This window comes from Flavobacterium psychroterrae (genome assembly GCF_018380615.1).
In the GTDB taxonomy this organism is placed as follows: Bacteria; Bacteroidota; Bacteroidia; order Flavobacteriales; family Flavobacteriaceae; genus Flavobacterium; species Flavobacterium psychroterrae.
Window position 1 is genome coordinate 170,917 of record NZ_JAGYVZ010000006.1, and the last position, 14,882, is coordinate 185,798.

The following is a 14,882-nucleotide window of genomic DNA, read 5'->3' on the forward strand; positions in this document are numbered from 1 at the left end:
TTTTTGAAATGAATAGTTGAATCTTTTAATCTGTGGCAACCTGTTAAACCAGTCTAATCTGTGGGCAATATAAATGGCAGGGAAATTGATTAGATGGGAATTAAGAAAGAAAATCAAATTTTGAAATAAAGTGTACTTGGTTAATTTTTTATAAATTCGAATAATCTAAATACTATAAAAATGCAGGAAGTTAATGTAGCTAATGATGACAGAACCAGAAAACTCCTTTTAGGTTTGCTTCTGGATGGAGTTGGAATGATTTCTTTTACGATTCCGTTATTGGGAGAGTTCTCAGATGTAATTTGGGCACCTGTCGCGGCATTTATAATGACCAGAATGTACAAAGGCAGAGTAGGAAGAGTGGCGAGTGTCTTGACTTTTATAGAGGAAGCATTGCCTTTTACAGATATAATCCCATCATTTACAATTACGTGGATTTATACCTATTATTTCCAAAGAAACAATAATGACGCTTAGTCTTTAAACAAAAAACCTAATCCCATATTTTTAAGCATTTTTTTTTCGAAATTCCAAAAGAAGCGGAATTGTCCAAAAATGGTTCCTATTGCAACGAGTAAGACTTGATATATAGGGAAGATAATAAGCAAACGGATTAAAGTAAACCAACCACCAAAATCTTCTTTTGTGATGCCTAGCATAACACAAAAAGGTTTAGACAGCCATGCAGATGCCGATCCTGTGATGGCAAAAACAACAATGATAATTATGGCTTGTAGATTTGAGGTGATTCCCCAACGTTTCTTTAATTTATTCATTTTTACTTGCAATGATTACAAATATAAGAACATTATCGTATAGGAACGTACCCGCCGAGCTTTTGTTTGTATGTATTTTGAAAATAAATCATATAATTGTAAATCAAATAATTTACTTCGTATCCGTAATGAATATTTGGTTGGTAATCAATCGTCATTTCGTATAAATTCGGACTGTATCTTTGTGGTTGCAAAACGCGATTATTCCATTCTGTTACATATAGATAATTCTTATTTTCAAGATAAGATAATGAATAATAATTTCGCGGAAGCGCCATTGATGCCAGCCAAGTACTAAAACCGTTGTCTATAATTATAACTTCATATTCTAATGAATCATTCGCAATTCGTACAGTATCATTTACAGCCGAATTTGGCTTAACTGGAGAATTTGCAGCAACAGTATTTTTTGAAGCTGTAGAACACGCAATTATAGTAAATAGAAGTATTAATATGTGGAAGCAATTTTTCATGTCTTTTAGTTTCAAGTCTAAATTTACGAATAAATGGCTTGAAAGAGTTACTAAGTTGCTAAGTTTCTGAGTTACTAAGTTTTTAGAAAAGATAAAAAAGAAAAATTGTTTACCAGATAAACAGCTTTTTCTTTTTTACTTAGTGACTCAGAAACTTAGCAACTCAGAAACTTAGAACCTCAGCAGCTTTATTTACTCCCAAACAATTTCCCAATAAACCCGGCGATTCCGCCTTTGGTTTTTGTTATTACCATAACATCAGCTACATCGACTTTTCCGTCAGCATTTTGATCCAGGCCAAATTGCATTCCGTATTTGTTGATCGTTTCCATAATTCCCGAAGCTTGCCCGCTGTTTGTAAGCGAACCAATAATATCCGAAATTTGAAAACTGCTATCGTTTGGATCCTTTGCTTTATTTACTAATGAACTTAATATTTGCGGAATCATGCCTGAAGCAACACCAGAAGAAGTATCACTGCTCAATCCGAATTTTTGACCAAGGGTACCGGACAACTGTTGTGTAATTTGTTGTACAACAGGATTAGAACTATCAATAGATGATTTACCACTAAACAGGCTGGCAAGTTGTTCGCCGCCACCTTCTGAAGCAATTTTTTGCAATCCTGCAAATATAGAATTGCTGGTTTCGCTAATTACAGCTTCATTTTGCTCATTTGGAACTGCGTCGTTGTTTACGACAGCACTGTTCCCGTATTGTTGCACTAATTGGGTCAATTGTTCAAACATGATGTTTTAGATTTAGATTAGATGACAAATTTAATTAAAAAAAGAAAGGGATTTACTACAATTTTGTAGTAAATCCCTTTAAAGTTAATCTATTTTTTAATTCCTAGCTCAACAAAGTAATGATTTGTGACGCTAATTCGGTTCCAATTCTGTTTTGTGCCTCTCCTGTTGCAGCTCCAATGTGCGGAGTCAAAGAGATTTTTGGGTGCATTAAAATTGTCATTTCAGGTTTTGGTTCGCTTTCAAAAACATCTAAACCTGCAAATGCAACTTTTCCTGAATCAAGTGCTTTTACTAACGCTACTTCATCAATAACGCCACCACGAGCACAGTTTACGATTCCAACACCATCTTTCATGATTTCAAATTCTTTCTCACCTACGATATAACCGTTTTGAGCAGGAACGTGTAATGTAATGAAGTCAGCTTCTCTAAATAATGATTCTAATGATTGAGAAACAATTGTAGTTGTGATTGACTGTCCGTCAAAAAACTCTACTTTAATATCTACAGAAGGAATAAAACTATCTGCAGCAATAACTTTCATCCCTAAACCAAGCGCCATTTTTGCAGTAGCTTGTCCAATACGTCCAATACCAACAATACCAAGCGTTTTTCCTCTTAATTCAACACCGTTTGCATAGGCTTTTTTCAAACCATCAAAGTTTGAATCTCCTTCAAGAGGCATATTTCTGTTAGAATCATGCAAGAAACGAACACCAGAAAATAAGTGTCCAAATACCAGTTCAGCAACAGATTCTGATGATGAAGCCGGTGTATTAATTACGTGAATTCCTTTGCTTTTTGCATAATCAACATCGATATTATCCATACCAACACCACCACGACCAATAATTTTTAATCCCGGGCAGGCATCAATAATATCCTGACGAACTTTAGTTGCGCTACGCACTAAAACCACGTCTACATTATTTTCGTTTACAAAGTTAGCTACTTGTTCCTGAGCTACTTTTGTAGTTATAACTTCAAATCCACCTTTTTCTAAAGCTAGAATTCCACTTTTAGAAATTCCGTCATTCGCTAATACTTTCATTGTGTATATTGTTTATTTGGTTAATCGTTAATTTGTTTAATCGATGAGCCAACTATTATAATTTTTTCTTTTTTGATTAGAGTTCCAGTTTTCAGTCTCAGTTTTCAGTCGTCTGTTACTGAAAACTGAAAACTGTAAACTGTAAACTGTAAACTAAACTTTAGACTCCAAAGCTTTCATTACATCTACCAATACCTGAACACTTTCGATAGGCATCGCGTTGTAAATAGAAGCTCTGTAACCACCAACTGAACGGTGTCCTGGTAATCCTGAAATTCCTGCAGCTTTCCATAAAGCATCAAAAGTTTCAGTATGGTCAGCATTGTTTAATAGGAAAGTCACATTCATATTAGAACGATCTTCAACCGCTGCAGCACCTTTAAATAATGGGTTTCTGTCGATTTCAGTATAAAGCAAATCAGCTTTTGCGTCGTTTAATTTCTCAACAGCAGCAACTCCGCCTTTTTCTTTGATCCATTGTAAAGTTAAAAGTGAAACGTAAACGGCAAAAACAGGAGGCGTATTATACATACTTTCTGCTTTGATATGTTTAGCATAATCTAACATACTTGGGATAGTTCTTCCGCTTTTCTCTAAGATATCTTCTTTCACAACTACCAAAGTAGCTCCTGCAGGACCCATATTTTTTTGAGCACCGGCGTAGATTAAATCAAATTTAGAGAAATCTAAATTGCGTGAAAAAATATCAGAACTCATATCACAAACAACAGGAACATTAGTTGCCGGGAAATCTTTCATTTGAGTTCCAAAAATAGTATTGTTACTAGTGCAGTGAAAATAATCAGCATCACTTGGTATGGTGTATCCTTTTGGAATATGGTTGTAATTTTCTTCTTTTGAAGAAGCTACGACAACAGTTTCTCCAAAATATTTTGCTTCTTTTATAGCGGCAGTTGCCCAGGTTCCGGAATCTAAATAAGCAGCTTTTCCGTTTTCTTTCATCAGGTTATAAGGAGCCATTAAGAATGCTGTGCTTGCACCACCTTGTAAAAACAAGGCCTGATATCCTTTTCCGGTAAGTCCTAATAACTCTAAAGCAAGGGAACGTGCTTCATCCATAACTGCAACGAAATCTTTGCTTCGGTGCGAAATTTCAAGAATGGAAAGTCCTGAATCATTAAAATTTAGTATAGCTTTTGATGCTTTTTCAAAAACCTCTTGAGGTAAGATACTTGGTCCTGCGCTGTAGTTGTGTTTTTTCATGGTTGTTGTTAATAGACGAAAATTTTAAAGACGCAAATTTCGGCAATAGGAGCTGAAAAAGCGATAAATTATTCGAAATAATTAAACATATTTTTACTTTGTTGTTAACAAAAACGTTATAGTATCTACGTTATCTGCATAATCCCACAATTGAGGATTTTGGGTTTGTCCAAACGGAATACTGTTTTTGATCAAATCATTGCTTACAATGCACTGAATTTGTTCAGCATCAGCTTCAAGACGCGTTTGTAAATCTTCGATATTTTCGTAGAATTCATAGAAAACGCTCGAAATAGGAGAGGCATAACTTCCATCTTCCTTCAAAGTCAGGAATCCATTATCTCGTAATTTGAAATTACTCATTAAAAATACCGCTTTATTATAATCATAATTGTTAGCATATTTTTCATAATGAATCACATCCTGATATTTAAAAATAGCCTGAAAAAAAGCTTCAAATGTGTAGCCTTTTGGAACAAAAAGTTTAGAAACATTACGACATCCTAAACCAAAATACCTGAAAATATCTTCGCCCAAAGCTTCTAATTCTTCATTGGTTTCTTTTCCGTTTAAAACCGCAACCGAGTTTCTGTTTTTGCGGATGATAGAAGGTTTATCTTTAAAATAATATTCAAAATATCTCGCAGTATTATTGCTTCCGGTGGCAATTACGGTATCAAAGTTTTCCAGTTTACCTTCCACGAAAGTGATTTTGTCTTTTAAGCTTTCGTCAACATAAATTAAATATTTAGCTAAAAAAGGCAACAAATGCTGATCGTTTGAAGATGTTTTTATTAATGCTTTATTTCCTGTAATTAAAACGGATAAAAAATCGTGAAAACCAACTAACGGAATATTTCCGGCTAAAATTAAAGCAACATTTTTTTCTGTTTTGTCAGTCTGAGTTAATTCAGTTGAATATTCAGACAACCATTTGTCAATGTTTTCTTCGGTCAAAGCATCTGCCCAGGATTTTATTGCAAAATATACTTGTTCAGGTGTGTACCATCCGTTGTGTGATTGCGAAAGCTGTATCAATTTTATAAAATCATCAAAAAACAAATCATTGCCTAAAACTGACGGATTTTGTATATTATCTGTTTCCGAAAACTGATTTAAGAATTTGCCTAATTCAACAAAAACACTTTTTTTTGTTTCTAATGTCATATTGTTTGCTTATGAATTGTTTTGATTGTAATTTTGCACAAAAATAAGGATAAATAAGTCGAAAGTCATCAAGTCAAAAGATCGAAATGAGTTTTTTTAAATTTTTAGACTTTTTAGCTTTAAGACTTTTAACTTTAAGATAAAAAACAAATGGCAATAATTATAACTGACGAATGTATAAACTGTGGGGCTTGTGAACCAGAGTGCCCAAATACAGCAATTTATGAAGGAGCTGACGATTGGAGATATAAGGACGGAACAAGACTTTCAGGAAAAATAATTTTACCTGACGGAACTGAAGTTGATGCAGATGATGCTCAAACTCCAATTTCTGACGAGGTATATTATATCGTTCCGGGAAAATGTACGGAGTGTAAAGGTTTTCACGATGAACCTCAATGTGCTGCTGTATGTCCTGTCGATTGTTGTGTGCCTGATGATAATCACGTTGAAGATGAAGAAACCTTGTTGAACAGACAAGCGTTTTTACACGATGAATAAACTTTAATTTGCATAAAAATATAGATCCTGAGTCAACGCTCAGGATTTTTTTTGCTCTGATTTGAACTTTTAATAAAAAGCTAGTTGGTTGATTTTTAATGTTTTGTTTTTATCTTGTTAATTTATTAATAAAAATTTAATACTTTAGTTGAAAATTTGACAATGCCTATGAAGAAATTAATATTTTTATTTGTAGTATTATTTAGTATGAATGTTTTTTCACAAAACGAAGAAAATTCTATTGTTGTTAAGGACATAGAAACACAATTGCCTATAGAAAATGCAATCGTGTTTATCATGAAAACAAAACAAACATTAATAACCAATAAGGACGGAAAAGTAATTTTTGCATTGAATGGTGCGTCTAGTATTCAGGTTTCTGAAACCAACTACGAAAAAGTCACCATTCGTTGGGATGCTTTAAAGCCGGATTTATTTGTAATTTATCTGAAAAATAACAACAATAAATTGGATGAAATTGTTGTTTCAAAAGAAAAACCAGAAAAAAATCTTCAAAAAATTATTTCTAATTCAAGGCAAAAACTTGCCAATTCATACCGGTTAAAAGTATATGTAAGAGAGTTTTTTATGCTTGATAATAAATATTCGTACTATAATGACGGATTGGTAAATTTTCAATTTGAAGAAAATCAAAATAAATCAACTACGACATTATTAGTAGAACAAAATAGATCTTATGGATTGCTGGAAGATGATGTTAGTCATGATTTAATGGGATATAATTTGAATAACATTATGGAGAATTATTCAAATTTAAAATATTTTGATCCTCTTTTAGACTCAAAAACAAAGAAAGAATATGAGTTTATAACTACGGGGCATCCCAATAATAAGAACTATTATATAATGTCTGTAACTCCGTTAGATAAATCTAAAAAAGCATTTGATACTTTTGAAATTATTTACGATCCTGTAAAAAAGTTAATTGTAGAATTTAGTATTATTATAAAGCAAGCGAACCTGGTTCAAATTGAAGAAGAAACAAAAGTAGGTTCTAAAAACATTACCAGATCGCAAATTAAAGTAAGTTACAGAATTGATGGTGAAGATTATTATTTACTAAGTTCAAATGAAGAAATTGCTTATGATTTGATTTTAAAAGATAAAGTCAAGAATATTCAGGTGAGAAATAATTTTATTACCACCCATTTTGACAGACAAAATTTCACCTACAGTGATAGTGATGTTTTTAAGGAGAAAACACTTTTTAATAAAAAAAACAAAGTGATGACAAAATACTGGGACATTTCAGGATTTACAGCCACTGACGAAGAAAAAAAGCTTATAGACGGATTGGAGTTTAAGATGTAATTTTTTTTCTGGCTACAATAACATAAGTATCATAAGCATATGTTTTTCTGTCGATTGTTTTTATAATTTCGAAATTATTCAGGTATAAAAAAAGTTCCATTTCGTTAAGTGTAAAAACGCGAACAGTTGAAAAATCATTCTCAATAATTTCCTTTTCACCATTTACTACTTTATAATATTTCGCCGTCCATTCGAGCATGAAATTCTCCAGTGAATTGTTCGTGTCCCAATGACTTTCTCTTGTATAATTTTCGTTTTCATATTTTGCTTCATGAATTATAAGAGGATTTTCTTTTGTAAACGGAATAAACCGATTTGCATCGATAAAGTCAAAAATTATAATGCCATCATCAGTTAAATTTGTAAAAAGAGAGGCAAAAGTTCTATTAATATCATCGTTTGTAATCAAATAACTTGTAGATCTTCCGGTAATTAAAATAGCATGTACAGGATTTTCGAGTTTGAATTCCCGCATATCTCCCTGAATAAAAGAGCAATTCTTGTTTCGTTCTTTTGCAATTGCAATCATACTTTCGCTATAATCAAGACCTTGGTAATTTTGATTGTTTTCCTGAAATCGTTTCGCTAGATTTCCTGTTCCGCTTCCTATTTCAAGAATAGTTGAAGCTTTGTTTTCCTGAATCAGATTATTATAAAAGACATATTCTTCGTCATAATTGACAAAAGTTTGATACATCGCATCATAAATTGCCGCCATTTTTCCGTCATATAAACTTGCCATAATTTTAATTTTTTATATAAAAGTAAAAAAAGGGCTGTCATTAAAGACAACCCTTTCAGTTATTTAAACAAAATGTTGTACTTAGAATTTATAATTTACAGATAAGTTAAACATCGTTCCTAATTGGCTAAAATGGAATCCATCATAAGTCATTCTTGAATAACGCTGATTAAATGTAAGTAAGTTAGATTGTTGTTTAGTTTGTGCAGGATCAGCAAGTAATGCAGCTCCAGCCTCATTTTCGGCTACAAATTTCCATTCAGGCAAAATGTTAAACAAGTTGTTTACATTTAATGCAATAGTTAATTTTTCTGTAGCGCTAAAGTTAACACCTAAATCTGTAACAATTTTAGGAATAAACTCTGTTTTTAAGTTAGCTGCTAAATACTCAGGAGAAGTAACAGGAGCATCAGGATCATTTGTAGCTAAACCATCTTGATTAAATGTAGTTTTTCCAAAATAAGTATTGTTCAAAGAGAATCCGAATTTACCAATTTCATAATTTATTCCAAGGATCCATTTTGTGTCAGGTCTTGAAGTAAAAGTTAATGAATTTAAAATGTCTCCAAATGAATTGTTTGTTACAGGAGAAATTCTCTTATTTTCTAAAGTAATATTTCCTGATACATTAAATCCTAATTTACCTTCACCAATACCAATGTTATTGTAGTTGGCTACAACATCTAAACCAGAAGTTCTTGAATCGAAAGAGTTAGAGAACCAAGCCACGTTTCCAAAAGCAGTATCTTGTCTGTCTCCTAAAACAATTCTGTCTTCTACTTTAATATTGTAATAATCTACAGTGAAATTAAAGTTTCTAAAAGGTTTTGCTCCAATACCAACTGTTACGTTAGTTGATTTTTCAGGATCCAAAGAAGGAATTCCTAATTGACGCGCCTGAGGAGAAACGTTATTAATGATTCCGCTAATTTGAATTCCCTGACCAGCTACAAAAGAATATTGTGATTTTTGAGTATAAATTTGGTGCAGAGTCGGTGCTCTGAAACCTGTTGAAACAGATCCTCTTATAGTAATCTTGTCATCAAGGAATTTATATCTTGTACTTGCTTTCCAAACGGTAGCTCCACCAAAATCACTATATTCTTCATGACGAACAGTTCCGTTCACTAAGAAATCTTTTGTAATATCAAAAGCTACATCAAGGTAAACACCCACATTATATCTGTTCCATTTTCCTGAATTTTCAGGTCTGTTCCCTGCAAAAGAGTCAGCTCCGGTTCCGTCCCAGGACGCTTTATCCCCTTCCATAACAGTAAAATATTCAGATCTAAACTCTGTACCAAAACCAATACTGATTTTCTCTGATACAATTTTAGAAACATCAATATTTCCAACTACGTGATTAAAAGAAGTTCCACCCGGTTTAAATGAAATAGGGCTATTTTCTCTGTAAACGTTAGTTTCAACAGGATCTCCCGAAACCGGATCAATTGTAGTAGTAGTAATATCAGATCTGTTTACAGAATTATTTACAGAATAAACCTGTTTGTTACCACCAACGGTTAAACTCGCATCGGTATTCCATCCGTTTTTCACTGTTTTAAATCCTAAAGTTCCGTTATAATCCGTTAGATCTCCTTCAAAAGTAGGACCATATCCATCATAAGAAGGATTTGCATCATCACCATTTCCAAAGAAATCATTCAAATAAGGATCACCAGATAAAGGTCTCCAATATGGCGTTCTAAAGTTGGCAAACGAATTTACTTTTTTGTACACATAAGCAGCGTTATAATACAATTTAGTATTATCGCTAATATCGTTTCCACCATTAATTAAGAATTTTGCAGCAGCAGTTTCCGGAGAACCATTTACGTTTCTTGCATCAGGATATTTATCAAGAAAAGATTGAACAGTTGCAACATCAGCTGGTGTACCGCCTAAGAAGTCATTTGCTTCACCTTGAGCATCAACTTTTCCTGGTCTGTTTGCTAAATTTACTTTAGAAAAATCTATTGTATAATTTAAAAAACCTTTTTCGCCAACAGTTGTACCATTGTTTAAACTTACACCTAGCATTTCTCCGTCACCTTCAGAAGTAATTCCGCTTCTTACAGTTATAGATCCGTCAGTAGTGTTTTTCTTTAAAATGATATTCATAACTCCCGCAATCGCATCAGATCCGTATTGAGCAGATGCACCATCACGCAAGATCTCAACACGCTCGATAGCGTCAGTTGGAATTGCAGAGATATCAGCACCAGTTTCACCACGTCCCGGAGAAGTTTGAACATAAAGCAAAGAACTTAAGTTTTTACGTTTACCATTAATAAGGATCAAAGTTCTGCTTGGTCCCATATTTCTAATTTCGTACGGATCCAGTAATGATGTCGCATCATTTACAGGAGTTTGTACGGTATTAAAAGACGGAATCTTGTATTGCAGCGCCTTATCAAATGTCGCTTGTCCTGTCGAAGTTAAATCTTTAGCAGATAAAACATCGATAGGCAATGCACTTGTAGTATTACTTCTGGCGGCAGTTCTTGAACCTGTAACAACAACTTCGTCAAGATTTTGTCCTGATTCTTCGGCTAATGAAACATCAATTTGTGATGCATTTGCTAATCTTGTAACACTATTAAACCCCATATATGTGAATACTAATGATCCGCCTTCTTTTACTGTAATTTTGTAAGATCCGTCAATATCTGTAGATACTCCGTTATTAGTACCTTTTTCGACAATATTTACTCCAGGCAGGGGGTTACCGGAATTGTCTTTTACAACACCCGAGACTTGCTGTTGCGCAAAAATAGCCACGGTGCTAAATAAAAATAATAATACTGCAATTTTTTTCATGTGTAATCTAATTTTGGTTAAAATATTTTATTGGTTTGTTAAATATTGTGATAAAAATAACATTATTTAACAAAACATTACGAAAAAGTTGAATTTTTTTTAAGAAAAGTAGTAAAAAAACATATATCGTCATTTTTTGTTTAGTTACGAGCTATTAAATCTTATATTTGCAAAATTTTAAGGCGAAAAGCTATCATTTTAGCAAAAAAAATAAAAGAAGAAATAACGTTCAAAACAGAAGCTAAATAATTGAAATAGAATCAGTCATAACAGCGTCTAACAGCGATAAATCAAATAAAAAAACAAATATCATCTACATATGAAAGCAGGAATTGTAGGATTACCAAATGTTGGAAAATCGACTTTATTTAATTGTTTGTCCAATGCAAAAGCACAAAGTGCCAACTTTCCGTTTTGTACAATCGAACCTAATATTGGTGTTGTAAACGTTCCGGATCCAAGAATCAATAAGTTAGAAGAATTGGTAAAACCAGAGCGCGTACAAATGGCAACAGTTGATATTGTTGACATTGCCGGTTTGGTAAAAGGAGCAAGTAAAGGTGAAGGACTTGGAAATCAGTTTTTAGGAAACATCAGAGAGTGTAATGCTATTATTCACGTTGTACGTTGTTTTGATAATGATAATATTGTTCACGTTGACGGAAACGTAAATCCAATTCGTGATAAAGAAACAATTGATATCGAATTACAGTTAAAAGACTTAGAAACGATTGATAAACGTTTAGAAAAAGTAAAACGTGCTGCAAAAACAGGAAACAAAGAAGCTCAGACTGAAGAGGCTTTGTTAAACCGAATCAGAGAAGTATTATTACAGGCAAAATCTGCAAGAACAATTATTCCTCAAAATAATGACGAAGAAATTTTAATGGAAGCTTTCCAGTTAATTACTTCAAAACCGGTTTTATACGTTTGTAATGTTGACGAAAGTTCAGCAGTAAACGGAAACAAATATGTAGACCAGATTCGTGAATTAGTAAAAGATGAAGGAGCTGAAGTAATTATCCTTTCAGTAGGAGCAGAAGCTGATATCACCGAGTTAGAAAGTTACGAAGAGCGTCAGGTTTTCCTTGAAGATATGGGATTAACAGAGCCTGGAGCGTCAGTTTTAATTCGTGCAGCTTACAAATTATTAAAACAGCAAACCTATTTTACCGCAGGTGTAAAAGAAGTTCGCGCCTGGACAATCAACATTGGTTCAACTGCGCCACAAGCAGCAGGAGTTATCCATACTGATTTCGAAAAAGGATTCATTCGTGCCGAAGTTATCTCATACGAAGATTACGTTCATTATGGATCTGAAGCAAAAGCAAAAGAAGCTGGAAAATTCAAAGTCGAAGGAAAAGAATATATCGTAAAAGATGGTGATGTAATGCATTTTCGTTTTAACGTCTAGAGAAAATAGAATAAAGAAAATAGAATAAAGAAAATAGAGTAAAGAAGAAATAGAATAGATAAAGCTGCTGAAGAGATTCAGCAGTTTTTTTATGCACAAACATTATCAATCACAATAGAAACTCCGCAAAGATTAACGACTTTCTATAACAAAACCTAGATTAAAATCTGCTCAATCTGCAAAATCTGCGAGAGACAAAAAAGACAAGCATAAAAAAATCCGGGCAAATCCGTGCTTTCGCGTAAGCGAATCCGTATTTTCCGTGTACCAATTATTTTTTTGGCTCAAAAATTGGTTAGAGAAAATTAACCAATAACTAATTTAAAACAAACCATAAAAAATGCTAAAAAAAACCTTCAGATTTCTAGGCTGGACTATTCTCGGAATCATTACTTTTCTTGTTTTATACCTTATTTCAGTTTATTTTATCTCTAAAATAACAGTCAACTCAGATGTTTCGCAAGTCGAGGAAAAAGAAGCCATCCCTATTTACATACTTTCAAACGGAGTTCATACAGATATTGTAGTTCCGGTTGTAAATGATATTAAAGACTGGCGCAACGAAATTCAATTCAGTCAGACACAATCAAAAGACAGTACAATGCAATATATAGGCTTTGGCTGGGGCGATAAAGGATTTTATTTGCATACGCCGGAATGGTCAGATCTAAAAGCAAGTACGGCTTTAAAGGCCGCTTTTGGAGTAAGTTCATCGGCGATGCACACAACTTTTTTCAAACAATTGAAAGAAGGCGAAGATTGTAAACGCATTTTAATTTCAAAAGAAAACTATCAAAAGTTAGTAACTTATATTTCAGAAAGTTTTCTTGATCCCAATCATCCACAATGGATTCAAGGTTATAGCTACGGAAAGAAAGATGCTTTTTATGAAGCAAAAGGAAGTTATAGTTTATTTTATACTTGTAATACCTGGGCAAATTGCGCTCTAAAAGCCGCAAACCAAAAAGCAAGTTTATGGACAGTTTATGATAAAGGAATTTTTTGCCATTATCAATAGAAAATTTTCTCAATATAAATGTGTAGTCCCTACGGGACAAAATTTGTAGAGGGAATTATTTTTCTACCAATATTTAATCTCTACGAGATATTTAAAAAAGTACATGTAAAATACTCCTTTAGGAGTTAAATATTGGTAGAAAAATATTGGTATAAAATGGTGTCAGAAACAATTCAACCTCACGCAATTGTCCCGTAGGGACTAAACTATACAAGCATAATATTGTTGTGTTAAATGTGTAGTCCCTACGGGACAAAATTTGTAGATGGGATTATTTTTCTACCAATATTTAATCTCTACGAGATATTTAAAAAAAGTACACGTAAAATACTCCTTTAGGAGTTAAATATTGGTAGAAAAATGTTGGTATAAAATGGTGTCAGAAAAACAATTCAACCTCACACAATTGTCCCGTAGGGACTATCCAATCATCCAATAATCCTCCAATTATCTTATCATCAAAATTAATAAAACAACATGGAAAAAATGTAAAATTTATTCAAAAACCAAGAATTTATTTTTCATAATTATTAATTAAATTTGAGAGAATATCTAAAAAAATACATATCGTGAAAATCAAAAATATATTCTCAAAGTCTTGGTTTCTGCTCAAGAATGCCTTTTTAGAATTTAATGATGATAATGCCATTAAACTAAGTGCTGCATTATCCTATTATACCATATTTGCATTGCCTCCTTTATTAATTATCATTATCACTATTTGCGGATTTTTCTTTGGTGAAGAAGCCGTTGCAGGACAGCTTTATGGTCAGATAAATGGTTTGGTTGGTAATGGCGCTGCAATTCAGATTCAGGAAGCCATCAAAAATGTTCAACTTTCAGGCAGTAATGTTTTTGCAACCGTCTTCGGAATCATAATGTTATTAATTGGAGCTTCCGGAGTTTTTGCTGAAATTCAAAGTTCAATAAATTTTATATGGGGATTGCGCGCAAAACCGGATAAAGGAGTTAAAAAATTCATACAGAATCGTTTAATGTCATTTTCTATGATTGCTTCCGTTGGTTTCTTAATGTTAGTCAGTCTTTTTGTAAATACAACATTAGATGTGATGAGTACCCGTTTAAAAATGTATTTCCCGGAAAGTACGGTTTATTTATTTTATGTAGTAAATACTCTAATTGTGCTGGCGAGTATTACGCTTCTTTTTACAATTATTTTTAGAACTTTGCCTGACGGAAAAATCAGATGGAAAGATGCTTTTATAGGATCAGGAGTTACAGCTGTTCTTTTTATGATTGGTAAATTCGCAATTGGTTTTTATTTAGGAAGCTCTACAGTTGCCTCAGTTTACGGAGCAGCAGGTTCTGTGATTATTATTTTGGTTTGGGTCTATTATTCAGCAATTATTCTGTATTTTGGAGCCGAATTTACTAAAGTATATGCGAAATCTTACGGAGGTCAAATTTCACCAAATGAATACTCAGTAGAAATAAAAAAAGAGATTTTAGAAATCGAACCCAAATAAATTTTGGATCATATAAGTAATTTAAGGTAATGAAAGTTTTACCGGAATGAATTTACAGAAATGTATCTTTGTTATGAAGTAAGTATATTTAAGTACTGTTTTTAAATGAACTAAAATTACTTATA

The 14,882-nt window shown here is 32.9% G+C and carries 14 protein-coding genes; 6 read left to right on the forward strand and 8 right to left on the reverse strand.

Features of this window, described 5'->3' with window-relative positions; all coding sequences use genetic code 11:
• Window positions 1-180: 180 nt before the first annotated feature.
• Window positions 181-477: a hypothetical protein gene (locus KHA90_RS08835; protein WP_213298020.1), complete on the forward strand. Its 297-nt coding sequence runs from the start codon at window positions 181-183 to the stop codon at window positions 475-477.
• Here the strand turns inward: KHA90_RS08835 and KHA90_RS08840 are convergent.
• The 6 genes from KHA90_RS08840 to KHA90_RS08865 all read right to left on the reverse strand — a co-directional run bounded on the left by KHA90_RS08840 (window position 474) and on the right by KHA90_RS08865 (window position 5,443).
• Entirely contained in the window at window positions 474-776 is a 303-nt protein-coding gene (locus KHA90_RS08840; protein ID WP_213298023.1) for a DUF6787 family protein, read from the reverse strand. The two genes, KHA90_RS08835 and KHA90_RS08840, sit on opposite strands and share 4 nt — an antisense overlap.
• A gap of 32 nt (window positions 777-808) precedes the next feature.
• A complete protein-coding gene (locus KHA90_RS08845; RefSeq protein WP_213298026.1) occupies window positions 809-1,249 on the reverse strand; it encodes a DUF6146 family protein in 441 nt (146 codons plus the stop codon).
• Between the two features lie 188 nt (window positions 1,250-1,437).
• Window positions 1,438-1,998, reverse strand: a complete 561-nt coding sequence (locus KHA90_RS08850; RefSeq protein ID WP_213298028.1) for a DUF937 domain-containing protein — start codon at window positions 1,996-1,998, stop codon at window positions 1,438-1,440.
• A gap of 103 nt (window positions 1,999-2,101) precedes the next feature.
• On the reverse strand, window positions 2,102-3,052 hold the full coding sequence (locus tag KHA90_RS08855; RefSeq protein WP_213298031.1) for a D-2-hydroxyacid dehydrogenase: 951 nt from the start codon (window positions 3,050-3,052) through the stop codon (window positions 2,102-2,104).
• Window positions 3,053-3,205: 153 nt separating this feature from the next.
• The gene (gene serC / locus KHA90_RS08860) at window positions 3,206-4,276 is read right to left on the reverse strand and encodes a 3-phosphoserine/phosphohydroxythreonine transaminase (protein WP_213298034.1); all 1,071 of its coding nucleotides are present in this window, start codon (window positions 4,274-4,276) and stop codon (window positions 3,206-3,208) included.
• 93 nt (window positions 4,277-4,369) lie between these two features.
• Window positions 4,370-5,443, reverse strand: a complete 1,074-nt coding sequence (locus KHA90_RS08865) for an acyl-CoA reductase (protein ID WP_213298037.1) — start codon at window positions 5,441-5,443, stop codon at window positions 4,370-4,372.
• A 150-nt stretch (window positions 5,444-5,593) separates the two neighbouring features.
• On the opposite strand from KHA90_RS08865, the gene KHA90_RS08870 reads away from it, so the two are divergent.
• Window positions 5,594-5,944: a 4Fe-4S dicluster domain-containing protein gene (locus KHA90_RS08870; RefSeq protein WP_213298040.1), complete on the forward strand. Its 351-nt coding sequence runs from the start codon at window positions 5,594-5,596 to the stop codon at window positions 5,942-5,944.
• Window positions 5,945-6,112: 168 nt separating this feature from the next.
• The gene (locus KHA90_RS08875) at window positions 6,113-7,276 is read left to right on the forward strand and encodes a peptidase associated/transthyretin-like domain-containing protein (RefSeq protein ID WP_213298043.1); all 1,164 of its coding nucleotides are present in this window, start codon (window positions 6,113-6,115) and stop codon (window positions 7,274-7,276) included.
• On the opposite strand, the gene KHA90_RS08880 is transcribed toward KHA90_RS08875, so the two are convergent.
• Window positions 7,266-8,018 carry a class I SAM-dependent DNA methyltransferase gene (locus KHA90_RS08880; protein WP_213298046.1) on the reverse strand — a complete coding sequence of 251 codons (753 nt, stop codon included), beginning with the start codon at window positions 8,016-8,018 and terminating at the stop codon, window positions 7,266-7,268. The two genes, KHA90_RS08875 and KHA90_RS08880, sit on opposite strands and share 11 nt — an antisense overlap.
• An 81-nt stretch (window positions 8,019-8,099) precedes the next feature.
• Window positions 8,100-10,838 (reverse strand): TonB-dependent receptor, encoded by a 2,739-nt coding sequence (locus KHA90_RS08885; RefSeq protein WP_213298050.1) that lies wholly within the window; start codon window positions 10,836-10,838, stop codon window positions 8,100-8,102.
• Window positions 10,839-11,157: 319 nt separating this feature from the next.
• Between KHA90_RS08885 and ychF the strand changes: the two genes are divergently transcribed.
• From ychF to KHA90_RS08900, 3 genes are all read left to right on the forward strand, one after another.
• Complete coding sequence (gene ychF, locus KHA90_RS08890) at window positions 11,158-12,252, forward strand: redox-regulated ATPase YchF (RefSeq protein ID WP_213298053.1); 1,095 nt, start codon at window positions 11,158-11,160, stop codon at window positions 12,250-12,252.
• Between the two features lie 340 nt (window positions 12,253-12,592).
• On the forward strand, window positions 12,593-13,270 hold the full coding sequence (locus KHA90_RS08895; RefSeq protein ID WP_213298056.1) for a TIGR02117 family protein: 678 nt from the start codon (window positions 12,593-12,595) through the stop codon (window positions 13,268-13,270).
• A 569-nt stretch (window positions 13,271-13,839) separates the two neighbouring features.
• Window positions 13,840-14,757, forward strand: coding sequence for a YihY/virulence factor BrkB family protein (locus KHA90_RS08900; protein WP_213298059.1), 918 nt, complete (start codon window positions 13,840-13,842; stop codon window positions 14,755-14,757).
• The last annotated feature ends 125 nt before the right edge of the window (window positions 14,758-14,882 follow it).

What these genes read in the sequence shown, in the direction of transcription:
- KHA90_RS08870 (WP_213298040.1), top strand. Translation starts at nt 5,594, where the DNA reads ATGGCAATAATTATAACTGACGAATGTATAAACTGTGGGGCTTGTGAA.
- serC (WP_213298034.1), bottom strand. Translation starts at nt 4,276, where the DNA reads ATGAAAAAACACAACTACAGCGCAGGACCAAGTATCTTACCTCAAGAG.
- KHA90_RS08850 (WP_213298028.1), bottom strand. Translation starts at nt 1,998, where the DNA reads ATGTTTGAACAATTGACCCAATTAGTGCAACAATACGGGAACAGTGCT.
- KHA90_RS08855 (WP_213298031.1), bottom strand. Translation starts at nt 3,052, where the DNA reads ATGAAAGTATTAGCGAATGACGGAATTTCTAAAAGTGGAATTCTAGCT.
- KHA90_RS08865 (WP_213298037.1), bottom strand. Translation starts at nt 5,443, where the DNA reads ATGACATTAGAAACAAAAAAAAGTGTTTTTGTTGAATTAGGCAAATTC.
- KHA90_RS08840 (WP_213298023.1), bottom strand. Translation starts at nt 776, where the DNA reads ATGAATAAATTAAAGAAACGTTGGGGAATCACCTCAAATCTACAAGCC.
- ychF (WP_213298053.1), top strand. Translation starts at nt 11,158, where the DNA reads ATGAAAGCAGGAATTGTAGGATTACCAAATGTTGGAAAATCGACTTTA.
- KHA90_RS08875 (WP_213298043.1), top strand. Translation starts at nt 6,113, where the DNA reads ATGAAGAAATTAATATTTTTATTTGTAGTATTATTTAGTATGAATGTT.
- KHA90_RS08880 (WP_213298046.1), bottom strand. Translation starts at nt 8,018, where the DNA reads ATGGCAAGTTTATATGACGGAAAAATGGCGGCAATTTATGATGCGATG.
- KHA90_RS08885 (WP_213298050.1), bottom strand. Translation starts at nt 10,838, where the DNA reads ATGAAAAAAATTGCAGTATTATTATTTTTATTTAGCACCGTGGCTATT.
- KHA90_RS08845 (WP_213298026.1), bottom strand. Translation starts at nt 1,249, where the DNA reads ATGAAAAATTGCTTCCACATATTAATACTTCTATTTACTATAATTGCG.
- KHA90_RS08895 (WP_213298056.1), top strand. Translation starts at nt 12,593, where the DNA reads ATGCTAAAAAAAACCTTCAGATTTCTAGGCTGGACTATTCTCGGAATC.
- KHA90_RS08835 (WP_213298020.1), top strand. Translation starts at nt 181, where the DNA reads ATGCAGGAAGTTAATGTAGCTAATGATGACAGAACCAGAAAACTCCTT.